The sequence below is a fragment of the Thermosulfurimonas sp. F29 genome, assembly GCF_019688735.1.
Taxonomy (GTDB): Bacteria; Desulfobacterota; Thermodesulfobacteria; order Thermodesulfobacteriales; family Thermodesulfobacteriaceae; genus Thermosulfurimonas_A.
Genome location: NZ_JAIFYA010000004.1, coordinates 68,837 through 92,903, shown reverse-complemented (window position 1 = coordinate 92,903; position 24,067 = coordinate 68,837). Strand labels below are relative to the sequence as shown.

Here is a 24,067-nt window from a genome sequence, read left to right as displayed (position 1 = left end):
GATTAAAGCGCTAGAGAGAGCGTGTAGCGCGTTGCGGGGCGATTTTCTTCTGGAGCGCTGTTTTGTTGTGTCCGCATTTCCTTTTCGGGGTCCGATCTAGGCGTCCACTCCGGTTCAGTCCCCTCGCTTTTAAGCGTTTCTTCCCCGGCAGCAGTTTCTTCAATTGTGCCGGGAATCGCTTCCCCAGAGACGCCAAGAGTATTGCGGTGCGCTTCCCGCACTTCCGCTCCCGCTTCCGCTGTTTCCGTCTGAGCCTCCTCGCCGTTTTTAAGGGCGCGTGCCTCGCTCGGAGCAAGCGGCGGAATGTCGGGTAGGATCCGAAGAATGGCTCCGCGCTCCTTGTCAGAGAGTTGCACGGCGACGGCCCGCGCCAGGGGAGAACCCTTATCGAACCCGAGGTAGAGTACCGGCTTTCCGTCCTTAAGGCGGAGCCCTACGAACCCCGCAAGGATCTCCTGCGGAGAGCCCGGAATGTGTATGGTTTTGGTGACCAAAGGTCGGCGCTCCCCCTTCTCATTTACCAAGTAAACTCGCACCCGATAGAAACGCCCGCCCCGCAAGCGGAGGGGATGCTCGTCGAGGCCGGTTTCGAAAGTCGCCCTCGCCAGAGGAAAAGCGACCAGGTCGAGCACCTCTCTCCGTTCCCGTTCCTCTTCCTCGGGAACGGGTTGGAAGTCAACCGGTTCAAGATCCACCACCACCCTGGGGCCTGCCGCTCCGATGCCCGTGCGTCGGTGTTGCTTCCTCATTTTGAGCTTCGCGAAATGCTCCTGTTCCACTAGGTCCGTTAATACGGAGTTTCCCATTGCTTTCTCCGCCCAACGCCGATATTTGGCCGTTTGCTTCATGATGCGTCCCCCCATGTTTTTATCCTTTCAGTATTTTGTCTTCCAAAGTAGCGCCCTAGGCTTGGCGGGGGCCCTTTTTGTTTTTCGGAAAAGGTCCGCCACCGGATCGTGCAAGACATCCCCGCTTTCCTTTGGGGGACAAGGGTTTGCCGGGGTTGGGGCGCTTGGGTCCCTTGTCCTATACTGGTTTGCGGAAGAACGGCGTTCAGGAGGCGCGATGAAAAGAGGGGTGCTTTGGGCGCGAGTGGTGCTTGAGTTCAAGGTGCCGCCCCTGCTGAATTATCCTTTTATCACTCTGGATGCCCCTGTGCTCTGGGCGGTAGCGCGGCGATTTCACGACGAAGAAACCGGTTCGTTTGACCTCGAGCAATTGCTTGAGGCGAGCCCCATCGCGACGGATGTCAACGGCATCCCCCTGGCTTCCTCGCCGGTGGCCGCGTCCGTTGCGGACGCGGCGGTGAAAGAGGGGACGGGAACCGGCGCCTTTCTCCCGGCGCTCTCCAGGGGACGGGCGCTTGAGGTTGTGGAGGAGACGGGCGGGGCGCTGGTGGGAGCGGTTCTGACCTCTCCCAACCTGAGCGAGGTCATTTTGAAGGGCATAGTGTTGCCCCGCGCGGCGCGGGAGGAGGCTCTTAAAGAGGTGTCGCGGGGAGTGAGGGCCGACATCTTCTGGAACAAGCAGTCGGGGGTCAACCGCGATTTTTGCTTTGTGGTGCCTTACCGAGTGTTCGTGTCGCGACTCGAGTTCGTGGTGGGCCTGAAGAGACGCTTTGGGCGCTCGGACGAGGAGTTGCTCGCGGACTTTGAGGACCTTCTCTACTATGAGGTCGGCGCGCTGGGGAAGCTCACTCGCCTCGGCTACGGCGCATTCCTCGATGTGCTTGCCCTGCCCCTGGAACATCCCCCGAGGTGGCCGCTGGGGGAAGACGGTTATGTGTTGCGTCCTTACCCGGTGCGTCTCTGGCGAAAGGAATGGGGTCAGCCCCGTAGCGTGGTTAATGCGGCGGGCTGGCTTCCCCCGTACTGGTACGGGGCGCGGAGCGAGCTTTGCTACCTGCCGAACGGTGCCGTGCTGGGCGAGCGCTTCCGCATGTACGCCGCGGTGAAGTGCCTTCAACTTGAAGAAAGGGGCAAGGACATTCCGCCGAAACGCAAGTGAGCATTAGGAGGTGGTGCGATGTTTGTCAACCTTTACCCGTTGCAGAAGCGGCTTGTTGAGGAACTCACCCGTCAACCCAACTGGAACTTCGCCATGGTAGAAGCGGGCACGGGCACGGGCAAAACCCGCGCCTACCTTGCCGTGGGATGGGAGCTTTATCGCATGGGGAAGGCGGACCGCATCATCGTTTCCGCACCGACCCGGGTGCTTCAGGCTCAGATCGTGGAGGAAATGCGCAGATTTCCGCACGAACACCTTACCGGGGAAGACCGCAAAAAAGCCGCGGCCGTCTTTGGCGATCCGGTACTCCTTTACGGGCAGACCAACTACATTTCGCCGATACGCCTTGTGCGGTTCTATGAGGCCCTTAGCGAGGAAGCCCGGGAGCTCTTTCCGCCCTACGACCTGTGGATCAAAGCCAGCGAGGAGGGGGTGGAAGTTACCGTCGATGACCGCAGGGTGAAGTTCAAAACCTGGGGGGTGTTCGATCTCACTCTCGAAGCGGTGCTCGAAGCGCACGGCGTTCCGGAGGAGGAACGCGACCGCGTGCGGGGTATGATTCCCGCCGCGGCCGTGTGTGCGCCGGCCTCCGTGAAGGGCGATAAAAGCGGCGGACACTTCGAGTTCTACCGGCGCGCACGCGAGGCCGCGCAGGATTCTCCGCTCAGGGGACAGCTCAGGGACAAGTTCTACAGAGTGGTGGTGACCAATCATTATTCGCTTTTCTCCCTTGGGCAGGCGCCCGAGAGAAGTCGCAACCCCTTCTTGGCTTCGGCGCATCCGTTCATCGTCCTGGATGAGGCGCATCTCCTCCCGGAGGTGTTCTTCACTCTTGAAGGGGGGAGCATTTCCCTAGCGGAGACGGTGCGGTTGCTGGGCGTGTTGCGGAAGGTCGTGGACCGGGTGCTCCGCAAGGGCAAACCCGAGGGGGCGGTCTGGGTGGCGCGCGGGATAGCGCCTGTTCTTCATTCGGACCGCTTTGAGCAGTTGCGCCAGATGCTTGACGAGGTGCAAAGGCTCGGGCGCGAGTACCTCGACATGACGCCGGACACGAGACTCGTTCTCATCGAGGGAGGGGACATCGCCCGGGGATCCTTCGCTGAGCCCCGTTTGCGAAACCTCGAAGGCGTGCTCCGGGAGAAGCTCATTGAGCTCTGGAAGCTCCTCATGGCGCACCTGCACTTTCTGTTCGCATCCAGAGGGGATCTTTCCGTGGCCGGCATGCTGGCCGTTACCTCCCCGGGCGACGACGATGATGCGCAGGAGATGTTTTACCTGCTTCACGACATGCTGGAACGCTGGAACATGCTCGTCAATCTCTGGCAGGTTTATGAGCGGGCCAAGCTTTTAGGATCGCAGGACTTTTTGGCGTTGTCGGCGTTCGCTGGCGATACCGAGACGCCGCCTTACGCCTCTTTCTCCCCTATTTATGCGGCGCCGAGCATCTGTCGGTCGCGCTACGCCAACCGCTTGCAACGCTTCCTCGATCGGGCCGTCCAGCACGGAGTCAAGCCCAAGTTCTTGCTCATTTCCGCCACCCTCTATGAGCAACCGTCCCGCGAATTCGTGAAAAAATACGAAGAGGCCGGAAAAAGCGATGAGCAGGGTGTTCTTGCGCGGCGCAGGCGTTCTCGCCGCAGAAAGAGAGGCGAAGAGGGAGCGAACATTGTAGTTTACGACGGCAACGGGGCCGCGAACAAAGCGCGGTATCTCAGCCGGACCATGGCTTTGCCCCGGCTCCTGCGAAGCGCCAAGTACGACCTCGTCGCTCAGGGGATCGCGGTTCTCTCGCCCTGGGCGTACGATCGCAAGGTCGGAGTGTTTCTGCCACCCGTTTCCGAGAAAGGCGTCTTTGACTGGTCGTTTGTAAGTGATCCCGGCCTTTCTCCCCAGGAAAAGGAGCAATGTGAGGAGGAGATGGCGCGGCGGGTGGCCGGTCATGTGGAGAGCCTTTTGCGCGTGCGGGTGGACGGAAGGCCGCTCGGGGGCGTGCTGGTGCTCTTCACCTCCTACGCCTTTCTGGAAAAGGTTTTGCGGGAGCTTCTGCGCCTGCTTCCCCCGGTGGAACCGGGCGACGAAGTGTTGCGTGTGCGTACGCCCGACGGCGAGCGCACGGTGCTCGCGGTGGGCCGCGGCGGCAAGCTTTACGCATTTAACGATCAAGGGGAGCTCGATCTCTGCGGCCCGCGGCTTTCTCACCGGCAGGTGAAGGACCGCTTCGTGGAGGCGGGCAACGGATTGTTGCTCGCGACATCCTGGGCATGGCAGGGGCTCGATGTGCCCGGCCGCGCGCTTCAGGGCGTGGTGGTGACCCGGTTGCCGTACCTCTTCCCGTACGACCCCTTCTTCCTGGCGGTGGAGAGCTGGCTTGCCCGCACAGGAGCATACCGTATGGATCCTGAAAGGACTTTCGAAAAGATGAGAGGCGCGCTCTTTCAGCTTCAGGGCGAGCGAATGTTTTTCACCCTGAGGCAGGGCATCGGGCGTTTGCGCCGCAGGGCTGAGGATCGGGGCGTGGTGTCCATTTTGGACGATCGGGTGCATTCCTCATCGCTCAAGGGCGTCAGGCGGACCCTGCTTTTCCTCACTTTGGGCGGGCGTCCGCTTTCCCTTGACGAGGACGGGCGCATTCCCGAGGAGTTTTCGTCCCTTTAGGGAAATGCGCCCGGTGTCGGAAAAACAAAAGGGAAGGAGGTGGCGTATGTCCGAGCAAAGGATGGATGTCGAGATAAGCGGGTTTTTCTTCCTCCAGACGCCGGCCATGAACTACCGGCCTCCCCGGGAGGGTGCTTCCGAGAGGGAGAAAAAGGAGACTCTGATCTACTACCTGCCGGTGGTGGTGCAGGACGAAGGGCATGAGGGAGAGAGCAGGGTGATTCTGGCGCCCACCATTTCTCCGGGCACCTTCCGCGGGCGGTTTCGCGATCTGGCGGGGGAGCTGGTGTGGAATGCGCTTCCGCGGGAACGGCGGGGTTTTTTCGTGGCGAAGGTGCTTTTCCAGGGAGGGGTGCCGCTTGAGGCCAAGGATGGCGATGCGAGAAAAAATGACGGGAAAAGGGGAAGCAATTCCAGGAGGGATTCCGCTGTTGTGAACACTTGCGTCGGTGACTTCGATGCGGGACGGGACCTCTTCCTTGACCTCTGGGGAGGCGGAACGGGTCGGGAGCGCTACGCCATGGTGGCTTCCCGGGTGCGGACGCAGGTGCTTCCGTATCTTCAGGAGACCCGGGTGCTGGCGCTGGAACCGGATCAAGAGTCATGGGAGGGAGTGCGGCGGGTGTTGCTGAGTGATGGTGCCGCCGGATGGATGAGGGCGACGGTTCGGGCCGTGGAAGGGTACATCAGCGCTCCTCCCGCCCTGCGAAGCATCGAGCAGGTTGTGGACTTTGAGGATCTCACCTTTGGAGACGAGGAGGGTGGAGCGTCCCCGGTCACGAAAAACGGAGCCATTCTGCGCGGGGTGGTGACCGACCTGTTGAGGCAAATGCCTCAACTCTGGGAGGGTATCGAGCCCGAGGTGCGCGAGCTGATCGAGCGCGGCTGGGGCAGGAAGCTTTCCGAGGTTGAGAAGGAGGTGGATCCGTCGCTCAAAGGCGCTCTCAAGGTGCTGTACGGGGCGCTCTCCCCGAACATCATCAGTCGTCGGTTTCTCCCGCCCGGGATGCCTTTCTACGGGATGTTGCGCGTGGTGGGCGCTCTCCCCGAACAGGTGGGGCTTGTTCTCATGACCCTTGAGGCCTTCGGGCGGGATCCCCGATTCGGCGGTGGCAACGCGCTTGTCGGCGGTTTGACCGCCGGGGTGTTCGAGCTGGCCGTGCGAAAGGACGACGGGTTTTTCGAACCTGCGGGTTACTTCGTGTGGAACGGGTTGCAGGGGCGATTCGGAATTGTGTGGACCGATGAAAGTGGAGGAGCGCGGGTCTTGCGGGAGGCTTACGAACGGTGTCGGGCGAGCCTGAGCGATCCCGAGAAGGCAATTCGCTGGGTGAACACCGAACCGCACCGTTCTCTGGTCGAGGCCGCGCGAGCGGTGGTGGCGAATCTGAAAAAGCGAACCGAGGAAACTGAAAGGGGTTCCGACGACACTAGGAAAAAGGAGTGAGGGGAAAAGCGAGAGGGAACTAAAAATGAAGGGGTGGACGGCCATGGAAGCGTGGGGGGAACAGCTAAGTCTCTTTAAGGATTATGCCTCCTCGGTACGGGAAGAGTGCGGTGTCGTGACGAAAGAGAGCGGAAGGCCGCCGAAGTGTGCTTTTCCCGCGCGAGAGAAAACGGCGAAAACCGATTTTGTCGCCGCAACGCTTTGTCCTTATGAGCGGCTGGTCGCGGGGGGAGCGTTTCGGCTCTATCTTCTTTGCGTTGAGAATGAAGGGCGGGCGGCAATTCTGACGCGCATACCTTCTGGAGAAAAAACACTTCAAGGCGACATGGAGCATCTCATTGAGAGGTGGACGCACCGAAGCAAACTCGCCAGCGGAGTGTGCGATCTCTGCGGATGCTGGTCCGATGCATTGTGTTTCGTCCCGGGCAAGAAGATCTTTTCGGATGCATTTCTCTCTTTCTGGGAGATCCCGAAAGCCCACGCCGATGCGGACTATGCGGTGTGTCCGGCTTGCCTCCAAGCGCACGCCTTGAAGAAGGCGGTTAACCCCTTGCAGTTTCCCGCGGAGGGATTGCCCGAGGCTGTGCTCGCTGGAGCGGACCCGGCCGTGCGAGGCCGGCGCAATGAGCTGTTCGTGCGGTTCACCTTCTACGACAACCAAGGGAAGACGCCCTTTCTGCTCGCGGTGCTCAGCGACGGGCTGGTGTGGATGGGGAAGGTGGGGTTTTCTTTCCGTGGCGCTTCCGGGGAGAGCCTCAGGGGACCGGAGGGGTTTTACCTGCCGGTGGTGGTGCAGGAGAACGCGGCGACGCGCTTCGAGGAGGCCGTGCGATGTTTCCCGTGGAGGGAGGTGTTTGCCGGGAAAATGCCTTTTTTGCGAATGCAATTGCGGGTGTGTCGCGGTCTTCTCGGCCGAATGGTGCGTCCCGGGGAGCCGGTGAGCATCGCGGAGGCCTGCAAGGTGACCAATGTGATGCACCGTTTGCCGCGTTCGGTGTGGGGGCCCTATCTTCGCATCGTGGGGCATAACGAGTGTGAGTATGTGGTGAGCGATCCCGGAATATTCGTCGGCGTTGAGGGGGTGGCGCTTGGCGGGTAAAACGGCGCGAATGTTGACATTGTTCGGCCGCGGGGGAAGCGGAGTGGACTGGGGAGAGCTGAATGTGGAAGCGATGCTCCAGGCCTTCAGCAGGGCTCTTCGTGAGGGAATAGGGCTTCCAGAGGAAGTTAAGAGGGAGACGGGTTTTACGCGGAAGCCCCGGCCTTTCGCGAAGAAGAATCCTCGGTGTCCAGAGTGCGGTCGATTTGTGGGGCCGAGTGGTCACCGGTGCGCCAAGCGTGGAGAGCGCAGGGTGCCCCCCGAGGAGGGGATGCTTTCTCGCAGGTGGCGCCCTGTGGAGGAGGTTCCCGAGCGGGTGGTTCGCAAAGACGAAAGAGGAGTGATCTGGGCGCTTGAGAAGAGGAGCGAGGGCCCCGCGGGGGAGTTTTGCGTGCCGCTCATCTGTCCGTACGGGGAGTTGCCCTGCAATTCGCTCTGTGCCGGATTTCGCGTGGAACGGATCGTGGAGGACGGCGGATTTCGCGGCGTGCGGATTTTTTGTGAAGTAGCCCGATTCGAGGTGGCTCGGTGCTACAATTGGGAGGAGAATTTAGAAAAAGGAGGGCCAAGATGAAAACTTACGACCTGCTCGAACAAGGAGATGTGACGGTCTATGGAGAGTGGAGGAAAAAGGAGGTCGTGGGGTGCGAGCACTACTACGAGGCCGAAGCCCGGGCCGTCGTGATGAATGAGTTCGCAGAGGCTCTGGGTGTTCCGCACGGTTCAGTTGTGGAGGGAACCTTCTGGGTTGCCTGGAACGGGGAGCCGGACGATCCAGACCAGGCGAGCTGGGAGTTTTACGGCTTTGAAAACTTTCAGGTCGTCAAGATTAGCCCGGACCTTGTTCGAGATCTTGCGGATGCGGTGGAGAATCTTCTTGAAGAGAACGGCTATACTGTAGAGGACATGGCGGATCCCGGTATCGCCGCGCGGATCTGGGAAGCGGCGTGGGCTTCGTTAAAAGCCGGGAAGTACCGTTTAGCGTGGAGTGAGCTCTCGCTTGACAAAATGTTGCGGAATGTAGATTCGGGCGAAGTGGAGGAATTGGCATACAAGAGGCTTTCCGCTTGCAGAAAGGCGCCCAATCCAGAGTCTGGGAGATCCAAACAGACCGGGCTAGGGGTGAGTCCGCAATAAAGAGGTTTAGGGCTCACCTGCGACGCATTCGTTTGGAGCGCACCTTGAGAGAGGGTGCGAGTTTCCGGGTGAGGGTCCAGAACTGTTGCGCGCAGGCGGGACATTCGTAGAGACGCTTTTCTTCTTCGGCGATCACGCGAGGGTAAAGCCCGATCCGGCGCCTGATTGTTCTTAAAACGGCTCGCGCACCGCAGAAAGGACAGCTTTGCTGTGCAGGCACTCTGACTCTGTGCGATGGCTTTGCGACGACTTCCATGCTGGAAGCATATCACCTTCGACGGCGCTTGGAAAGCCCCGAAGGATGGTGAACCGGAGCGGGGCGGAGCGGAGTAGCGGAGTAGGGTAGGGGACACCTTTTGGCCCTCTTGGGGTTTTGCGGGAGCATCGGTCTTGCGCAGGCTATTTTAGCTCCAAAGAAGGAAATTCCAGAAAAATCCAGAGAAAATCGAGGTGGGTATGTGTAGGCCGGGGCGTGGCAAGTTGGTAATGCCTCTGGCCCTAACGATGATCGCTCTTTTGAGTCTTTTCGTAATTGCGTTTCGTTTTTCGTCGGCGTGCGCGGCTGTTCTTTTGGTGCCTCCTGATTACGATGATGTTCGCACTAGCGTGCGGGTCACTTCGACCTTTGTGATCGACAACACTTCGCCCTTCTCGGTCCAGCGCTATACTGTGGGGAGCAATAGTCTTTACTACCGATGCGCCGTTGTGCCGATCATCACTTGCGGCGCCGGTGCCCCGAAGGTGTATGTGCAACCCTACCGGTTCGCCATAGTGAACACCTCAGGAGCAGGGGCCGTCCCTGTAAACGCTATTGATGTGCGCGTTGAAGTGGTGGGTACCAATTACCGCATCTGCGTCATGCTCCTCGGCGCCGACGGTCAACCCTACCTGACCTCCCTTAATCGCTCGACACCTTTCGTGGGAGGTGATCAGTCATGGGTGTTCGTAAATGTGTTTCAAAAGTGCTTTTAATGGTGTTTCTTCTAGCTCATCTTTCCCCTCCCCTCTGCCACGCATTAGGGGAAACGGACGCGAGAATCGGAGGGGCGAGCATACAATTTGCGCAGGGAAGCGGCCTAGCTACGGGTGGCAACAATGCTCTAAAAATTTATACGGGTTCTTGGTTTTCTCCTCCTTTCTGGCCTTGGGGAAGTGATTCCCAAAGTTCTCTTTGGATGGTTAATGGAGAACAGATTCTTTGGTTGCGTCTTGGTACTGCATACCATCCAGGGGTGGCGAATCCGCAGAGGTTTGGTCAATTCATTACACTATATGTTCCATATTCTTGTAGTTGGGGTGGCTGCTATGGAACACCAGGGGCTTCTTTCGCTTTCGAGAAAAACCGCAATGATGTTGTAGTACGAATAAGATCAGGACAATTTGAAGCAACTTACAACTTAGACAAACCTGCTACTTGGCGAGATTATAACGGGCGAATAGCTCATATAGCGTGTGGAGGCTGGCCCTGCCCCTATGATATTTATTTGCAAGTATCGCGCGCTTCAAAAACCATCTGTCTGTCGGCTCATGCATCTGGAACGGGAGTCACGAGCAAAGGGGTATGCTTTCATGGCAACTAGATCGTCCATCGAATAGAAAACAATAAAGGAGGTTGGTATGCGTACACGAAGACTAGATAAGTGGCTTAAACTTTTTCTTTTAGTTTGGGCATTTTCCTTCCTTCCTTCCTTCCTTCCTTCCTGTTGGGCATTGGGGGAAACTGATGCCACTCTGGATGCAGGCATTTTCTTCGCCACAAAAAATGCTCTTTCGAGTCAGCCCTCTTATATAGGAAGTAATGTTGATATTCAAGGAAAATGTAAAGCGGTCTGGCAAGCTCCAGTACTCTGGCGTAATCCCAAAACATGTTTTGCTAATAGAACTGGTAGTTGTGCTTTTTCTAGTTGGAGCTTACCCGGTTTTATTGTGCATTTTGATGTCAATTGTAATGGATACATAGAAATAAGTAGCGACCAGCTTTTGTATATTTCTGAAGGGTCTTGTGCGCAACGGACAATTTATGATCGAGTCTGCGTTTACAGACAGTAAAATATAAAGAAATACAGAAATGATCTCCTTGTGGTGAGCATGAGAAAAGGCAGTACCACTCTTGGTTGCGCTAAGTCCTTATACTTAGAGGGCAATAAAAGAAGTTGATATATGTCGCCTTGCCATTTCCAGCGGCTCCAGAAACCTCCTCAGTTCCTCAGGCAATGCCGGCATACCGAACCCCTGTGCGTTGCGCACGCCCACGCCCAGCGCATAAGCGGCGATGGCGGCTAAACCGCAGGCGCCTTTTATGCGCAAAAAGCCCAGGAACCCCCGGTATGCTTTTCCGTTGAAATCGCGCCGAGCAATGCGTCCTTTGAGAAGCTCCACGCACACATCTTGGGGGGCATCCTCGACGAAGCCGTAGCGAACGAGCTTACCCCGCAGGTTGACCGTAAGCGCCTCTTCAAAGGCTTCCTTCTCCCTTGCGGGGTGAGGATAGCGCCCGTCGGCGGTACGCGAAAGGACAGGAGAGAGCAGGGCGAACCGATCGCGCTTCGCGAGAAGCTCCATGCTCACATCGAAGCGCCGATAGGGCACTTCCCGCGCCTTGAGCCAGAGTTCGATGTCCCGCTGGACCGGAGCGTCCGCAAAAAGTCCGAAGACGAGGGTGCCCACTCCCTCTCGCGGGAATCTGATGTCGCTCACCACCAAAGGACGGTATGTGCGCCCGTTACCGTTTCCGCTCGAGTGCAGGAAGGCCGACACTTCGGGGGGCAGGAAGTTTCGATTCACCACGCCCTGCACAATGTGGCGGTCCACATTCTTCCCTTTCTCCCTGCGCCTTACCAGCCGCGCCGGAAACCATACCTGGAACCGCGTGAGCACTTCAAGCCCCATCATTTCCGACCCCCTCTATCGATAAGTTTTAAGAAAAACCTTATCGATAAGACTTACGCAAAGTTTTATCGATAGCGCTCCTGATGTTCTTTCAGAAAATCCGCGCTGAATGGAAAAGCGCGATGGCTACCACGGCACCCAGAGCGAGCAGGATCTCCAGCACCCGGTTGAGCCGTCGAGAGCGCTTGAGGTCGACCTCGAGTCGCCTCAGAGCCTCCTTAAGGGATTCTATTTCGCCGTGCTGGAGGCGCGTTTTCTCCTGAAGTTCATTGAACGCCGTCCGCTCTTCGTGGCTGGCTACAGCAAGTCCCAGCTCGGCGCCGGCAAGCGACGGCGTATGAAATGTTCCGTCGCACACCTTTTCGAGCAGGGACACTCCCCGATCGAGCGAGTGCCCCAGAGCTACATAAACCGGGCACCGAGCTTCAAGCGCCGCCTTTGCGGAAGCATATCCGCCGACCCGGGCAAGATCCTCGGTGCCGCCGCCCCCGCGCACGATGAAAATTGCTTCCACGCGGTCGGCCATTTCCCGAATGGCTCGGGCCAGCTCCTCATCGCTGGCGAGCACAACCTCCCGGTAAAGGAAGGCCACACGCTCCGCAAACGCCCCTCTGGCCGTGGCGTAAAATCCGCTCTCGAAATCCCTGTGAGTTTGAGCGCCCCGGCCGTGAATTATTCCCACGGTGAGCGCACCTAGTCGTTCGAAGCTCTCCCGCACCATGTGCTGGAGAGGGCGGAAGGACCGGTTTCGTGCGAGCTCGAACAGTTCCGTCCGACGCCGGGTTTCCTCCGAGCTCGAAGGCGGGTCAAGCACCCGCAAGTCGCGCACCTCTATGCGGGGGTAGAGGGCCCCGCCCTTCCCGTAAGGGTATACTCTGAGGAAACCCACCACCTCGAGATAGGCTCCCTCCGGCGCTTCTCGGAGGGCTTCCCCCGTAAGAGTGACTCGCGCTTCCTCATCGCCATGCGCGTACGCCAAACAGTCGTAGTTCGTCCGCTCGCACCGCTCAAGGAACCCCCGTACCCGCACCAGGCCGCCTGCGCCGGCGGAAGCGACTCGCTCGAGAATGTCGCCGGGAAGGTAGTAGCCACTTTCGAAAGGGGGATCCACATCCTTTTCGAGCGGATCCGATGTCCTCGCAAACTTCGCCATTTTCATTTCTTCCTCCTTTTGGCGAAAATTTTTGCTCGGTGTTTCCGTTTTCCAAGGATAGCGAACCCTGCTTCGCCGACCAAGTTCGCCCGCCCCGCATCCTGCAAGGGAAGAAGGAGACCTGTCTACGGCAAGCCCGTCGTATGCAGGAGCGCATCGAGGCGCATCGTCGTGAATCGATAATGTGTGGCGAAGAGGGTTTTGATCGCGAGGGCGACAAGGATGACCGCAAGGATCATTTCCGGCATTGACCCCGTGCGAAAAAGACGCACACCGAAGGAGCGGCGCCGGGGGGAGAGCAGGGGGACCTTTCCGGTTAGAGCGTCTTCGGCAATGTGAAGCAGGCACCCTACGGAGAACCACGACATTGCGAAGGCGAATGGGTTCGCCGTGTAGTAAAAGGTCAGAGCGGCGAGGACAAGGTAGGGCAAAGGCCAATGGCTCGCCTTGCGATGCGCGTAACGCGGAACATACCCGCCCCAGAACACGAACTCGACGAAGTCGGGGAAAACACTTCCCAGCGCGGCAATAAAGGCGGCGGGGAAGGAGTGCGTGATGAGGTAGATCATTGAGAAAGTGATGGTTTTGTGCGCTCGCCAAGTCACGGCAGGAGGAAAAGTAGCGCCGATGTTGCGGCATTTTTTTTCGCTTTCCAGGGGGAAGGTGCGCTAAATTGTTGCTCGAAAAGCAAGGCGAAAAAAAGGAGGGAGGACAGAGCCATGGGATATTACTCCGAGATCACGCTCTTTGAGTACCCCACAGACCTCAGCGAAGAAGAGTTCGAGGAGGAAAAGCGCAAGTTCTTAGAAGAGGTGAGTCGCGAGCATCCCGATCGGGCGAGGTGGGCGCAATACTACCTTGAGGAGTTGCGCTATGAGGACGGTCATGTGGCCTTTCGGCCCGATGAAGCGTACGGCAAATTTTATGAGGACGATCTCCTAGCGGAGTTCGTCGCAAGGACCATCAAGCCCGGCGAAGTCGTCGAGTTTTACCAGCGTGGTGAGGATGGAGAAGAGTGGGGCTACAGAATTGAGCGCGGCAAGGTGATCCCTTTGAATCGGGTTGCAAGCTTTCTTCCCTCATCGAAGGCGGAGAAGGCGACGGTCGCCGTTATCGATTTCGATCTGGATGCGGGCACGCTTGAACTTGAGCTTGCGGACGGGACCCGTTTTGAGACGGTGGTCATCCGTAAGAATGGGAAACTGGTCAGCTTGGTGCCGAACTGGTTGACTGCGGCTCATGTGGCGGACTACTATCGTGAAAATTTCTCTGATGAAGAGGCCCGCCGACTCGCTCAGAGAACACTTGAGCTTGCGGAGAAAGACTACGGTAGCTGGCTTGCGGAGGGCACGGCCGACAACCTTTGGGTCGCAATAAATGATGTGGTGACCGAACATGAGAGCGAAATTTTTGCGGTAATTGAGGAAGACGGCAAGCCGAAAAGGAACAAGAGCCATCGCCGTCACCTGTCCGGACAGATTGACCAGGTTCGGTTTTGAAGCTTTCAAAGAGTTCTTCAAGGGTTTCGGAGTGGAAGTCGTGTGTTGTTAGAATCATTGGAAGAGAAGGAGAGGAAAACGGCAAAGAAGAGATTACTTTTCCGGGCTCTTCCTTTTGTGGCTTGAGTAGCCTTTGGGTAGTCGGTGGAGTATCGTTAGAATTACCGGCAGAGGCGGAAAGAGGAGGTTCTTCCTATGAAAAAGATAATTCTCATAGAAGAAGTAAGCCCTGAGGAAGTCATTCCAGAGCAGGAAGCCGAGACACCATGGAATTGTCCTCCTCCGTTTGAGGCAAGATACCGGCTTGCTCCGCAGTCTGCAGAAATTCCAGAGGAAGTCTTGAAGAAACTAAAAACCGCCTATTGGGATGAGGAGTTCCTTGAAGAAGCAGACTTGTTTTTTCTTCCACCGGGATGGCGATTTTTTGGGAATGTTCCCGAAATCCTGAAAAAGGAGGGACTAGAGGTAGAGGTCGTAACAAGGGAAGAGTTAAGGAGAGAAAAGGAAAGAAGCAGAAGAAGTATAGAAAGAAAACAAATCGCACGAAGGACCAAGGAAGAGAGAGCTAAGAAAATCCTAGAAAGAGAGACCCAGGGATTGGTATATCTCTGCACAACCGTTCCAGTCAGGTTTGGAAAGAAAGTGAAGGAATATGACAATCTGTTTGATCTGCCGGGCGGTTTGGACTACCTGCGCATCTATCAAAATCCAAAGGTGGTGGAGAGAGGAATGGGTAATGCTGTTGTTTACTGGGTTGAACCGGCACTTGCTCAGGAATCTTTTAGACATGCTTTTAAAAAGCAAATTGAACATTACTTGAGTGAGGGTGATCCTCCTGTCTTAGCACTTGCTAAGGTCGGATGGCAGGCCATTGTTCATCTAAAGTATTACCGAAGATGCTATGGAACTCCCTTGGCTCAATATATCGTTGAAAACTACAGAGACAAAATTATTGAGTCTTTGAAGCAATGTGTAGTTGTTGCAAAACCTGATTACTGGTGTGGTTTTGATGAGAAAGAAGCCAGAGAGGTTTGCAAAGAGCTGGGACTAAAATTTGTGCTCCATCCTGAACTTCACGGAATATTCTTGAAGACAACTTTTAGACAACCAGAACAACAGGCGAAAGGCAAAAGCCGATCCGGTCAACCTTTAAAAAGTTGTGGGTTTCCTAGCACCATTTGTCGTTGAAAATCGACATGCGGTTCGGCAGACTCAGGTACCGCTTCGCCGGATCATGCGCAATAAGAAGGTCCGCACCAGACGCACGGGTCTTGTCTTCTTCTGTGGGGCCATTTCCCGTGCCCGCTTGAGTTCTTGGGCCACCTCCGTCAATTCCAGAGCAAGCTCCAAGCGTTCGACATTTCTCCGTTTCTCTGGATGCGACCGCGATGTCCGATAATAAATCTTATGTAAAATTAAGTTTCCGATAGCTTCGCACCTGCGGACCCCCCAGCTCTCCAGATGTTCTCAATGATTGGAGGAATGCCTAGGCGTGATTTAGTGACACTCAGACCTCACGATTCCAAGGTTTTAGAGGCTGAAAATGTCGCCTGTTTGACGACCCCATTAATAGAAGATAATTCTTGCTGTATAAGCTCAAGAGGATGCGGTGAAGGATCGATCATATTGCGACTGATTTGCCTTGCAAACCGCATTAGGGCTTGCGGATCTGTGAAATGAGCAATAAGAGCATGGCGTATATGCAAGAGCTCTTCTTCTCGAACATTCCACAATATCAAACCTTGCAAATTAAGCTCAGCATTCTCCAAACGAATCAGAAAATCAATATATCGAAAATCGGAAATCCATGTTTGAGCATGCTCTAGTGTTTGTATAACAGTAAGCGGGTAATGTTGATACGCCACAAGCAGATCTACCAAGTCCTTCGGATCGGAACGCCACATAAAAGCCTCTACTTTGCCTAACAGAGCCCCTTTTAAGCTTTCTACCTTTAAGCCCTCTACGCACTTGCAGGGCAACTCCTCACGATTGAATTTGCGCGTTACTTCGACTTTCGAGACGGATGTGGGATGATGTAACACCCATTCGTAATGCCCAAACTCGGGGTTTATGTCGATTGCTTCTAATCGTCCCATTTCGCGCAAAGCTCGCGAAAAAGTTTGAATGATCTGGTATTCTTCCCTCTCGGGTGCGCCAGAAATTACAAAATCAGGATCTTGAGAAAAGCGATGATGTAAGTAGAAAAACGATAACAATGTTTCACCAGTTAGCACGAAAAATGTTCGTGGATAAAGCTGTTGCACCTCTCGAGCTTTTTTGAGGATTTGCCCGAGAGCTTTGATGTGTTGCTGTATACGCCTATCCATTACCATGGCGGTTACTTCTGCCAACTCTCCCATCGCTTTTCTGTCCCAAAAGATGTTCAGCGAGCGCCAGATAGTCACTCAAATGTCTCCGTAAGCGGCGATCAGCAACTCGGCGAAGGAATCTCTCCTTTTGCCTCAACATGGCATGCAAAACCGCAATGTCACCAACGATGGCAAGTAGAGAAAACCATCCTAATTTCTGTAATGCCCTTTCAAAGTAAGGGGATTGTCCTCGCCGAACCGCTTTGACAAGCTCCTCGGGGGATATGTCACAATCCCACGCTAATAAAACTTTAAGTGTCTGCGGCTCGTAAAAAAATGCTATCCAGCTTTGTTCAAGCCGGCGTTTTTCTTCCATGCTTTCCACATCATCTTCTGTTGTCTTTATACACCTCGTGTTCCCATTATACACAGTAACACTCAGACCCAAACGACCGGACTTTTACTGAAGCTGAAGCGCCCCGAAGAGCGGCAAAGACTCAAGTCCTTGGTCGACGGAACCGGATTCACCCTTACCCAAAACGCTGAGATCCCGCTTTTTGAGAATCTCAAGGGCCTTTTCGACCCTGCTATCGTCTTTTTCGATCCCCACCACCAACCGGGCTATTCTGGTCTCTTCATTGGCCACCAACAACGAACCGAAACCCGCGAAAGGATCCAAGACCACTCCGTTCTTGCCGAACATCTCGAGCAGGCAGGCTTGAGCGTAGGTGGGCTTGAAGTCTCCCTGCCTGATGGGATCCGCCAAAAACTGCGGAAGTTCCACCGCGGGGATGGCGTCTTGGCGCTTTGCGAAGACGGTGGGCTTGCCTTTTGAGAAAACAAGCACCGGCGTGAAGGTGCGCCAGCCGAGCACACACCTCGAAACGGTGCGCGCGAAAACCACGGAGAGCATCCAAACATAGTCGAACCTTTTTATGCGCCCTATCGCCGGCATTTTCTTGGTGGACCACCAGAAAACGAACCACCCCGAGTTTTTCAGAAGGCGATGGAACTCGTCTTCGAGCTCGAAAAACACTTCGGCGTCGTCATAAGGCGCATAGTTCACTCCGTAGGGTGGGTCGGTTACTATGGCGTCAAATGCTTCGGAAGGCAAAAGCGGTAGTATCTCCAGCGAGTCACCGTGCAAGAGTATACAATTATCGCTCTGATAAGCCATGCGGACTTGCCCTTTTCTTTCAAGCTCGTTTAAAAAGTGAATGAAACTCGCCATGTCGTTACTAAAGTTCCTTTCAAATCGAAACGCTTCCACGCCTGCGCTCGCAGATTGAGAAGTATCTCACCGCACTTTGGCCCAAGACCGTGATATCTTTCTGGCAATCGAATGGCCAGAACTTTTTGAGACCGTTGCACCAGATTTTCAGCAACATCAGCATCCATACCATCAGCCACGCAGAGATCTAAAAAACCGCGCACACCCCCACCCGGGAAACGGGCAAGCACCTCGATCAGTTTTACCGCTTTACCGGCTCGCATCTCAGGAAGACGATGAGCTTTCATGTGAAGTGTGGTAGCCATAAGCGCCGTTTTCTTCCACCTTGCAGGGGTTCGCAAGCGGTCGCAAAGAGTCCGAGCAGGTCCTTCGCCCAGTTTGTCATGACCATGATGGGACGGCCAGAGGTCAGGGTCGGTAAGAGCTTTGCCGAGATCATGGCAAAGAGCGGCGAACCTGAGCAATGGTTCCTTCAGGTACGAAAGCACATTCATGGTGTGCTCGAATGCGTCTTTTTCGTCCTTATGTTTGTTTTTCCCGGCGGGAACTCCAACGAGAGCTTGCACTTCCGGGAAGTGAACATCAAGAACATCAGCTTCGAGAAGCACTTCAAAGAACCGGCGCGGAGCTGGAGCGGCCAGGGCTTTCTTTAGCTCCATGAAGACCCTTTCGGCGGACAAAGTGTGAAGTTCTCTCTTCAGTTTGCGCATAAGCGCAATGGTTTCGGATGCAATCGAAAAGTCCGGTAACTGAGCCGCGAACCTCGCTACGCGATACACGCGCAGAGGATCCTCCGCGAAGTGCTCAGATACATGACGAAGCCGTTTAAGCCGAAAGTCCTCATAAGCGCCGGGGGCCATGAAGATGACCCCAGTCTCCAGATCCATGGCTACGGCGTTGATGGTGAGGTCACGGCGTAGCAGGTCATCTTCTAGGGTGACATGAGGACCGAACTCGAACTCGAAGCCTCTGTGCCCAAGAGCCACCTTGCGTTCCATGCGGGCGAATGCGTATTCCTCGCCGTTTACTAGAAAAACAGGAAAGTGGCCCCCCACTTTTTGAGCGCCGGGGAACCTAGCCAGAAACTCTTCTTCCGTGGCCCCGACCACGAGCCAGTCGCGATCGGATGGCTTGCGACCAAGCAACAGATCCCGCACATAACCGCCGACAAGAAAAATTTTCACGATAAGCCTCCTTTGGCTGTTTCAGTCTCGATTTTCTTGATCCCTTCGAATATCACAGCCGCCACCTGTGGCACGATGGCATTCCCCAGAGCCTGAAGCCTCGGTCTGCGGTTGCGGTGCGGCCTGCACTCTACTCCACATCCGTCCAGCCCAAGGGGAACCCCATCAGCCACTCCACGAAAGACACGCTCAACCTCCCGATCCTCTCCTTCTTCGCCTTCAATCCACTCCGTGACTGGCCATGGCATCGGGAGACCGCCTCCCGCCCAAGAAGGGAGTTCGTCGGGACGGTCGTGTTCGAACCGTCCTTCCAGTCCCTTCCGGTCGGGGTTGGCCAAAGGCCCCATTTGGCCTCCACCCGTACTTTTCGGGAAAGCGTAAGATCGCCCCCCTGATTGTAAATCCGTTCCATGGTTTTCATGTTGCACCGATCGTAACTGTCTTGCGCTCTCGGCGTCGGCCAGAGAAAGGCCGCCCCGGCCAGAGAAAGATTGCCTCCCACATGCCTCTTGCGGTTGTTCGCATCCGCCCAGGTCGGCGTCGGCCACATTTTGCTTCTCAGCATGACTTCCGCTTCTAGGCGACCCTTTGCTTTGCCCCGCCTCAGATCCGCAAGGCTTGGACCGTTCACCATCCCGCCACCCCTCGGCGTCGGCCAGAAGTGCCTCGCCTGATCCACAAGCGTGATGGCGCTTTTCCCGGTTTTGAGGCATTCCTCGTAAAGTTCCCTGCTCTTCGGCCCTTGGTGTGCATTCCAAGCCTGCGGAGTCCGCCACATTGTAGGCGACAATCCACACTCGATCTCGCCGGTGCGGGGCATTGACGGCACAAGCCGGAACAACAATCGGCCATGCTTCGTAACCGAGGGCTTCCAAGTCAGATAGCACATCGTCGAGCGCCAGGTTGATGATTCCAGCAACATTTTCACCAACAACCCAGCGGGGCCGACATTCTTCAATAATGCGGCGCATTTCCGGCCAGAGGTAGCGGTCATCCGCCTTGCCTCTTCGCTTCCCGGCGTGACTGAATGGCTGACAGGGCCAGCCTCCCGTGAGAAGGTCAACCCGTCCCACAAGGTGGGTTGCCTTAAAGGTTCGGATGTCGTCATGGATGGGCACCCCCGGGAAGTGTTTTCGCAGAACCTCTTGGCAGAAGGGATCAATCTCCACGAAAGCCAGCACCCGGTGGGCCTTGCCCCACACCCACCGGGCGGCCAGAGCGAACCCGCCTATGCCCGAAAAGAGGTCCAAGTGGCGCATCGCTCCTCTTCATCGCAAAAATAACGGCGAGAAAACGGCACATGAGAAACTTTCGGGGGTCCCGGCGCGTCAAATGCGTCAAAACGATGGCGAAGTACCGGCGGTTCGATTGTGCCGTTCGGACGGAAAAGTTCGCTTCTCCGTCGCCTTTGCGGGGATGTTCAGCGTTTTCAGAAAGTGCAGGACGCTTCCCCCGCGTCCGGAAGGATGACTGCGGAGACGCCGGAAGAGCTCCTCGAGGTCCACCTCATCCCAGTAAATATCGCCCGCAATCTGTCTCAGGTAGCTCCACCTTCCCTCAATCCCTCCGCGCACGCAAAGGAGGTCCGCAAGAGCCGTTTCGGGCGGGGCCACCTTGCCGAAGAGATCGGCCGGCGCTTTGCCGAGGAAGCGCACCTCCACCGGGTATCTCGTCCCGTCGGGATACTCGAGCGTGAAAGACCTTTTTGAACGCCACGCCCGCGGAGTCATAATGGTGACGGTGTGGATTCCCTGCGAAAGAACACCCTCAAGAGAGAGTGCCCGCTCCATGCTCACATAGGCCGGCCAGGCAATGGTGACTGCGGCTTCCTCTGGATCCGGCAGGTCGTCCGCGAAGGCGTACCACCCCTTGCAAAGGCGCCACAGGATTCCATCCTTTACCGCTCGATGTGCAATCACCCGCAGGGATCGCGGGTTCGCCCGCCCGGTTACACCGAAATATGTGGTGAGATCCCGGAAAGAAAACACCCGGCGGCCGCCGAGGATCTTTTCGAACTCCATCCATTCCCTGTATCGCATCTTTCCTCCGTTTCTCCGCTTTTTCGGTGTTCTTTTCAGGACCCAGGAACGGGCGCAGAACCCGGCGAAAACGATACCTTCCGCGAGTGTTTACTGGATTCAGCTTCCATGGTGCGCATCCTCTCGAGCAGGATCTCGAACAGTCCTCCTCCCGAAAGCGCTTTCTTTGCGAAACGGAGAGTCTGCTCGCAATAGACATACATTGCGAGCTCGCCTGCGCGATGCGACGGAAGCGCATACCTCATGAAGGTTACCCGGAGGTCCTCAAGGGTCTCAGGACGGTCGAGCCACCTCTTGAGGTGTTCCGTCCCCTTTTGAAATTCGCTCGCGCTCAGGCGATAGTCCCTGAGTTTGCGGACGATGAGTTCGACAAGAATGTCAAGGGTTTCAGAGAGGGTTTCCGGGCGCAGGAGTCCCCTGCCTTCTCCCAGGAAGTAGAGATCGAGTACATCGCGTACTTTAGGTTCCCCCCAGGAATGTGCCCGGGCCGCAAGCGCCACCATCTTGTCGGCAAGGATCTCGAGGGGATCTTCCACCGCAATGAGAGCCTGCTCGAAAGGCTTCACCATGATGCGGTAGGCGGCGACATCTGCGATCTCGACATTGACGCGGGTTTTGCGTCGTTCGCCCCTCACCGAGACCTTCACGATGAACCGCAGGACATCTCCCGTCCTTTTCTGGCACTTGACTTCAGCGGATTCCACTTCCTCGATGAAAACAGGGATTAGTCGCACCGCTTCCCTCAGCGCCTCCTCTATCGCGGCGAGATCTTTTGTCGGATGATCGGGATTACCCCGATGCTTTACGAAATCGAGGTCCTCCGACCAGCGCACATTCTCATAGAAGAAGTAGAGGCACGATCCACCATGGAAGACATACCGCGAGAAAAACCCCCTGGCCGCAAGCGCCCACAAAATCACCCTTTGAATCCGAACCTGCACGCCCTCCGAATCATGCCCTCGCCTCATCACCATCACTCCTCCCTTTATTGGCGTAAGTTTGTTAATACTTATGTTAACAATCTTTCGCCGATAAGACAAGGATGCCTTTCGCATTACAAAAACCGGTGTGGTTGCGGGTGAAGCGCTATTCTTTTCAACAGAGTTTGCATGCGAGGATCAAAATACTGGATGGGAGGGAGGGATGCGATGTCTTACACCATTATCCGTGCCGTGTCCATCAGGGACGGTAAGGTTTACCTCACCACCGCCGAAAGCAATGTACGCCCCATTGCATACGCCAAGTTCGAATCCCCTCTCTACACCAAAATCCTGCGCGAAAAAGGCAAGAGTGCTGTTCTCGCCACTCTCTTGGTACACACCATGGCTGACGGCGATGTGTTTCTGGCGGGAAGCAAGCTGGACAAATTGCGCCACTTCGTGTTCGAGTGGTGGGGAAAGGAAGACCTGAACCTGCGCCACTTAGACCTCGAAAAGCGCGATCACCAGGAGGAAGCCATTGAGTACCTCACGGAGCAAATGCCCGCCATTTTTGAGGGCTTTCGACGCGTTTTTAACGAAAGGGAACGCCACTTGGTGCTCATTAATGGGGACGCCATAAGCCGAGTTGTACCCCACCGCAAGTGGAATGAGGAGCGCCCGGGCGAGAACAAAGTCAGACCATACATGTTTCCTCTCTACCGCAACCCGTGGGAAGAAGACTTCCCTTGGGGGAACTACTTGGTTTTTCCCAATCAGTTTGAGGCGGACTACTTCGCGCGGTGTCGTTTGCCGCTTCTCTACTGGCGGGATGTGGCCATTCTCTCCGAGACCGGGCGCAAGGAATTCATTAAGCGACTGGTGCCCCTGCGGTGGGAAACTCACATTGAACCCATTTTCGAACAGGCACTTCATCAGCGCGAAGCACTTGAAACCCTTTATCGCGAGGTGTTCGGTGTGGATTTCGACCGGGCCAAAACAATCATAGGTTGGCCCCGGGTGAACCCTAAAGATCACTACCGCTTGACCAAGCTTTTCAGCGAGTTTGACCGCAAATGTCATCCCGATGTGCTCCCGGGCGGTCTATGGATGAATGCCGGGTTTTCCGCGGATGAGTCTGTACCCGAGGGTTATGCGGACCTTTCGGGCATAGTGATAAAATTCGAGGTCGAAGAAAAGGACCAGCCGGAGCCTTCGCCCATTCTCACGCCTCAGAAGCAAAAACCTGAGGAAGAGCGCGAGTCGGGAATCCACTTCCATGCACCATGCCCTACACCGTAGGATTCGAAAGGAGCGGAATGAGGGTACATGAGGGTACGCAAGTCAGCACAAAACCGCCTGAACACCCGTTTCAAAGGGTTACCTTCTGAGAAACAAATGCATCCCAGAGAGGAGGTCGCGGGTTATGGCCGAACTCAAGCAGTACCGCAACGAAAGCATCCTCAGGGATGCTTCGCTTTACTTCCTCGGGGCACCAACGATGCTCCTCTTCGGACCGCCGGGTTCGGGGAAAACCTTCCTTGTGCGACACCTCGCCCGCCAGCACGGATGGCGTATCCGAATGGTGACCTGCAAGGAATCCATGCGCGATGAGGACTTTCTCGGGGTGCTTCTTCTCGACGGGGGATCCACCCGCTGGGTGGACGGTCCTCTCGCACAGGCCTTCCGGGGAGCGGCCGAAGGCGAAAAGGTGATTCTCTTCCTCGATGAGGTGAACCGAATGCCTCCGAAACAGCTCAACATCCTCATCGAGGCCATCAACGACTACGACGACGAGCACTTCGTGCTTTACAATCACCTCACCGGCGAAACCCTCCAGGCCCCTAAGGGCAACCTCAAGTTCGTCGCCGCGGCGAACATCGGCCAGATCGGAACGAGCGATCTCCCTGAGGCCCTGCTCGACCGATTCGTCATCCACCTGCATGTCCCCTACCCCGCCCCGGAGGAAGAACGAAAAATTCTCGCCGATTGGGGCCTTGAGGAACACGAAGCCAAGTTCCTAGTGGACTTCGCGCTGGCCACCCGGGAACTGTATGCCAAAGGCGATCTCGACTTTCCACTCTCCACCCGTATGCTGGTGCGCGTGGCGCAGGGGCTGGCCACCTGGGAAGAGGAAGCGAAGCGCTCCGGCAAAAGCGAGGGCTTTTCCCCCTCGAAGCGCATCAGCGCCATCTGCAAGTTCCTTGAGGGCATCTTCCCCTATCTTGCGGGCGGCACCGCGGGCAACCCCGAGTGGTCCGAACGAACGGAGGCCCTGCGCCAGATGATGCTCACCATGCTCGCCGAACTCCAAACACCCAAGGAAGCTCCCCGCGGGAAACCGAGCCATGAACGGTCCAAGCATGATACAACCGATGTCACGCGAGCCAGCGATGCAAAACGCTCCCCCGGGAGAACCGCCAGAAAACGCGCCCGGCGCGGACCGGATCTCACATTTTAAACGCATTTTGAGCGCCCCGAAAACTTAAAGGAGGGAATCG

General features: G+C 56.3%; 25 protein-coding genes and 1 pseudogene. 13 read left to right on the top strand and 13 right to left on the bottom strand.

What is annotated here, in order from left to right; all coding sequences use genetic code 11:
• Positions 1–2 precede the first annotated feature (2 nt).
• Positions 3–749 carry a hypothetical protein gene (locus K3767_RS11435; protein WP_221173727.1) on the bottom strand — a complete coding sequence of 249 codons (747 nt, stop codon included), beginning with the start codon at positions 747–749 and terminating at the stop codon, positions 3–5.
• Positions 750–1,065: 316 nt separating this feature from the next.
• Here K3767_RS11435 and K3767_RS11430 point away from each other — a divergent pair, with 316 nt between their 5' ends.
• From K3767_RS11430 to K3767_RS11405, 6 genes are all read left to right on the top strand, one after another.
• Positions 1,066–2,007 carry a hypothetical protein gene (locus K3767_RS11430; protein ID WP_221173726.1) on the top strand — a complete coding sequence of 314 codons (942 nt, stop codon included), beginning with the start codon at positions 1,066–1,068 and terminating at the stop codon, positions 2,005–2,007.
• Positions 2,008–2,025: 18 nt separating this feature from the next.
• Entirely contained in the window at positions 2,026–4,662 is a 2,637-nt protein-coding gene (locus tag K3767_RS11425; RefSeq protein WP_221173725.1) for a helicase C-terminal domain-containing protein, read from the top strand.
• A 46-nt stretch (positions 4,663–4,708) separates the two neighbouring features.
• A complete protein-coding gene (locus K3767_RS11420; protein WP_221173724.1) occupies positions 4,709–6,109 on the top strand; it encodes a hypothetical protein in 1,401 nt (466 codons plus the stop codon).
• A gap of 325 nt (positions 6,110–6,434) precedes the next feature.
• Positions 6,435–7,208 carry a hypothetical protein gene (locus K3767_RS11415; RefSeq protein ID WP_221173723.1) on the top strand — a complete coding sequence of 258 codons (774 nt, stop codon included), beginning with the start codon at positions 6,435–6,437 and terminating at the stop codon, positions 7,206–7,208.
• Positions 7,198–7,782 (top strand): NUDIX hydrolase, encoded by a 585-nt coding sequence (locus K3767_RS11410; protein WP_221173722.1) that lies wholly within the window; start codon positions 7,198–7,200, stop codon positions 7,780–7,782. The genes K3767_RS11415 and K3767_RS11410 overlap by 11 nt, the downstream gene beginning before the upstream one ends.
• Positions 7,779–8,345, top strand: a complete 567-nt coding sequence (locus K3767_RS11405) for a hypothetical protein (protein ID WP_221173721.1) — start codon at positions 7,779–7,781, stop codon at positions 8,343–8,345. Before K3767_RS11410 ends, K3767_RS11405 begins: the two co-directional genes overlap by 4 nt.
• Before the next feature lie 13 nt (positions 8,346–8,358).
• On the opposite strand, the gene K3767_RS11400 is transcribed toward K3767_RS11405, so the two are convergent.
• A complete protein-coding gene (locus K3767_RS11400) occupies positions 8,359–8,601 on the bottom strand; it encodes a hypothetical protein (RefSeq protein ID WP_221173720.1) in 243 nt (80 codons plus the stop codon).
• Positions 8,602–9,050: 449 nt separating this feature from the next.
• Between K3767_RS11400 and K3767_RS11395 the strand changes: the two genes are divergently transcribed.
• Genes K3767_RS11395 through K3767_RS11385 form a run of 3 tightly spaced genes read left to right on the top strand, consistent with a single transcriptional unit; the run spans position 9,051 to position 10,394 of the window.
• Entirely contained in the window at positions 9,051–9,317 is a 267-nt protein-coding gene (locus tag K3767_RS11395) for a hypothetical protein (RefSeq protein WP_221173719.1), read from the top strand.
• Complete coding sequence (locus K3767_RS11390) at positions 9,281–9,925, top strand: hypothetical protein (RefSeq protein WP_221173718.1); 645 nt, start codon at positions 9,281–9,283, stop codon at positions 9,923–9,925. Before K3767_RS11395 ends, K3767_RS11390 begins: the two co-directional genes overlap by 37 nt.
• A 37-nt stretch (positions 9,926–9,962) precedes the next feature.
• Positions 9,963–10,394 carry a hypothetical protein gene (locus K3767_RS11385; RefSeq protein ID WP_221173717.1) on the top strand — a complete coding sequence of 144 codons (432 nt, stop codon included), beginning with the start codon at positions 9,963–9,965 and terminating at the stop codon, positions 10,392–10,394.
• Between the two features lie 84 nt (positions 10,395–10,478).
• On the opposite strand, the gene K3767_RS11380 is transcribed toward K3767_RS11385, so the two are convergent.
• The 3 genes from K3767_RS11380 to K3767_RS11370 form a co-directional block, all read right to left on the bottom strand.
• Complete coding sequence (locus tag K3767_RS11380) at positions 10,479–11,237, bottom strand: CRISPR-associated endoribonuclease Cas6 (protein ID WP_221173716.1); 759 nt, start codon at positions 11,235–11,237, stop codon at positions 10,479–10,481.
• An 88-nt stretch (positions 11,238–11,325) separates the two neighbouring features.
• The gene (locus tag K3767_RS11375; RefSeq protein WP_221173715.1) at positions 11,326–12,393 is read right to left on the bottom strand and encodes an exodeoxyribonuclease VII large subunit; all 1,068 of its coding nucleotides are present in this window, start codon (positions 12,391–12,393) and stop codon (positions 11,326–11,328) included.
• A 119-nt stretch (positions 12,394–12,512) separates the two neighbouring features.
• Entirely contained in the window at positions 12,513–12,956 is a 444-nt protein-coding gene (locus K3767_RS11370; RefSeq protein WP_221173714.1) for a metal-dependent hydrolase, read from the bottom strand.
• 150 nt (positions 12,957–13,106) lie between these two features.
• Between K3767_RS11370 and K3767_RS11365 the strand changes: the two genes are divergently transcribed.
• Both K3767_RS11365 and K3767_RS11360 read left to right on the top strand, forming a co-directional pair.
• The gene (locus K3767_RS11365) at positions 13,107–13,886 is read left to right on the top strand and encodes a hypothetical protein (protein ID WP_221173713.1); all 780 of its coding nucleotides are present in this window, start codon (positions 13,107–13,109) and stop codon (positions 13,884–13,886) included.
• A gap of 195 nt (positions 13,887–14,081) precedes the next feature.
• The gene (locus K3767_RS11360; RefSeq protein WP_221173712.1) at positions 14,082–15,074 is read left to right on the top strand and encodes a hypothetical protein; all 993 of its coding nucleotides are present in this window, start codon (positions 14,082–14,084) and stop codon (positions 15,072–15,074) included.
• A gap of 24 nt (positions 15,075–15,098) precedes the next feature.
• Here the strand turns inward: K3767_RS11360 and K3767_RS11355 are convergent, their stop codons facing one another.
• The 8 genes and pseudogenes from K3767_RS11355 to K3767_RS11325 form a co-directional block, all read right to left on the bottom strand.
• The gene (locus K3767_RS11355; protein ID WP_221173711.1) at positions 15,099–15,236 is read right to left on the bottom strand and encodes a hypothetical protein; all 138 of its coding nucleotides are present in this window, start codon (positions 15,234–15,236) and stop codon (positions 15,099–15,101) included.
• Positions 15,237–15,400: 164 nt separating this feature from the next.
• Entirely contained in the window at positions 15,401–16,291 is an 891-nt protein-coding gene (locus K3767_RS11350; protein WP_221173710.1) for a nucleotidyl transferase AbiEii/AbiGii toxin family protein, read from the bottom strand.
• A 364-nt stretch (positions 16,292–16,655) separates the two neighbouring features.
• Positions 16,656–17,309 carry a site-specific DNA-methyltransferase gene (locus K3767_RS11345; protein ID WP_221173709.1) on the bottom strand — a complete coding sequence of 218 codons (654 nt, stop codon included), beginning with the start codon at positions 17,307–17,309 and terminating at the stop codon, positions 16,656–16,658.
• A gap of 92 nt (positions 17,310–17,401) precedes the next feature.
• Positions 17,402–18,610, bottom strand: coding sequence for an HD domain-containing protein (locus K3767_RS11340; protein ID WP_221173708.1), 1,209 nt, complete (start codon positions 18,608–18,610; stop codon positions 17,402–17,404).
• A 130-nt stretch (positions 18,611–18,740) separates the two neighbouring features.
• Positions 18,741–19,175: a hypothetical protein gene (locus tag K3767_RS12185; RefSeq protein WP_255592418.1), complete on the bottom strand. Its 435-nt coding sequence runs from the start codon at positions 19,173–19,175 to the stop codon at positions 18,741–18,743.
• Positions 19,176–19,389: 214 nt separating this feature from the next.
• Positions 19,390–19,869: pseudogene (locus K3767_RS12180) on the bottom strand (DNA cytosine methyltransferase); the annotation flags it as partial.
• Positions 19,870–19,947: 78 nt separating this feature from the next.
• Positions 19,948–20,649, bottom strand: a complete 702-nt coding sequence (locus K3767_RS11330; protein WP_221173706.1) for a hypothetical protein — start codon at positions 20,647–20,649, stop codon at positions 19,948–19,950.
• A gap of 35 nt (positions 20,650–20,684) precedes the next feature.
• Positions 20,685–21,617, bottom strand: a complete 933-nt coding sequence (locus K3767_RS11325) for a nucleotidyl transferase AbiEii/AbiGii toxin family protein (RefSeq protein ID WP_221173705.1) — start codon at positions 21,615–21,617, stop codon at positions 20,685–20,687.
• A 180-nt stretch (positions 21,618–21,797) separates the two neighbouring features.
• On the opposite strand from K3767_RS11325, the gene K3767_RS11320 reads away from it, so the two are divergent.
• Both K3767_RS11320 and K3767_RS11315 read left to right on the top strand, forming a co-directional pair.
• Positions 21,798–22,868, top strand: a complete 1,071-nt coding sequence (locus K3767_RS11320) for a hypothetical protein (RefSeq protein ID WP_221173704.1) — start codon at positions 21,798–21,800, stop codon at positions 22,866–22,868.
• 124 nt (positions 22,869–22,992) lie between these two features.
• On the top strand, positions 22,993–24,027 hold the full coding sequence (locus K3767_RS11315) for an AAA family ATPase (protein WP_221173703.1): 1,035 nt from the start codon (positions 22,993–22,995) through the stop codon (positions 24,025–24,027).
• Positions 24,028–24,067 lie beyond the last annotated feature (40 nt).

Bases quoted from the DNA above. Each gene is read 5' to 3' on its own strand.
- K3767_RS11435 (WP_221173727.1), bottom strand. From the start codon at position 749: ATGAGGAAGCAACACCGACGCACGGGCATCGGAGCGGCAGGCCCCAGG.
- K3767_RS11430 (WP_221173726.1), top strand. From the start codon at position 1,066: ATGAAAAGAGGGGTGCTTTGGGCGCGAGTGGTGCTTGAGTTCAAGGTG.
- K3767_RS11425 (WP_221173725.1), top strand. From the start codon at position 2,026: ATGTTTGTCAACCTTTACCCGTTGCAGAAGCGGCTTGTTGAGGAACTC.
- K3767_RS11420 (WP_221173724.1), top strand. From the start codon at position 4,709: ATGTCCGAGCAAAGGATGGATGTCGAGATAAGCGGGTTTTTCTTCCTC.
- K3767_RS11415 (WP_221173723.1), top strand. From the start codon at position 6,435: ATGGAGCATCTCATTGAGAGGTGGACGCACCGAAGCAAACTCGCCAGC.
- K3767_RS11405 (WP_221173721.1), top strand. From the start codon at position 7,779: ATGAAAACTTACGACCTGCTCGAACAAGGAGATGTGACGGTCTATGGA.
- K3767_RS11400 (WP_221173720.1), bottom strand. From the start codon at position 8,601: ATGGAAGTCGTCGCAAAGCCATCGCACAGAGTCAGAGTGCCTGCACAG.
- K3767_RS11390 (WP_221173718.1), top strand. From the start codon at position 9,281: ATGGGTGTTCGTAAATGTGTTTCAAAAGTGCTTTTAATGGTGTTTCTT.
- K3767_RS11385 (WP_221173717.1), top strand. From the start codon at position 9,963: ATGCGTACACGAAGACTAGATAAGTGGCTTAAACTTTTTCTTTTAGTT.
- K3767_RS11380 (WP_221173716.1), bottom strand. From the start codon at position 11,237: ATGATGGGGCTTGAAGTGCTCACGCGGTTCCAGGTATGGTTTCCGGCG.
- K3767_RS11375 (WP_221173715.1), bottom strand. From the start codon at position 12,393: ATGAAAATGGCGAAGTTTGCGAGGACATCGGATCCGCTCGAAAAGGAT.
- K3767_RS11370 (WP_221173714.1), bottom strand. From the start codon at position 12,956: ATGATCTACCTCATCACGCACTCCTTCCCCGCCGCCTTTATTGCCGCG.
- K3767_RS11365 (WP_221173713.1), top strand. From the start codon at position 13,107: ATGGGATATTACTCCGAGATCACGCTCTTTGAGTACCCCACAGACCTC.
- K3767_RS11360 (WP_221173712.1), top strand. From the start codon at position 14,082: ATGAAAAAGATAATTCTCATAGAAGAAGTAAGCCCTGAGGAAGTCATT.
- K3767_RS12185 (WP_255592418.1), bottom strand. From the start codon at position 19,175: ATGCTGAGAAGCAAAATGTGGCCGACGCCGACCTGGGCGGATGCGAAC.
- K3767_RS11330 (WP_221173706.1), bottom strand. From the start codon at position 20,649: ATGCGATACAGGGAATGGATGGAGTTCGAAAAGATCCTCGGCGGCCGC.
- K3767_RS11325 (WP_221173705.1), bottom strand. From the start codon at position 21,617: ATGAGGCGAGGGCATGATTCGGAGGGCGTGCAGGTTCGGATTCAAAGG.
- K3767_RS11320 (WP_221173704.1), top strand. From the start codon at position 21,798: ATGTCTTACACCATTATCCGTGCCGTGTCCATCAGGGACGGTAAGGTT.
- K3767_RS11315 (WP_221173703.1), top strand. From the start codon at position 22,993: ATGGCCGAACTCAAGCAGTACCGCAACGAAAGCATCCTCAGGGATGCT.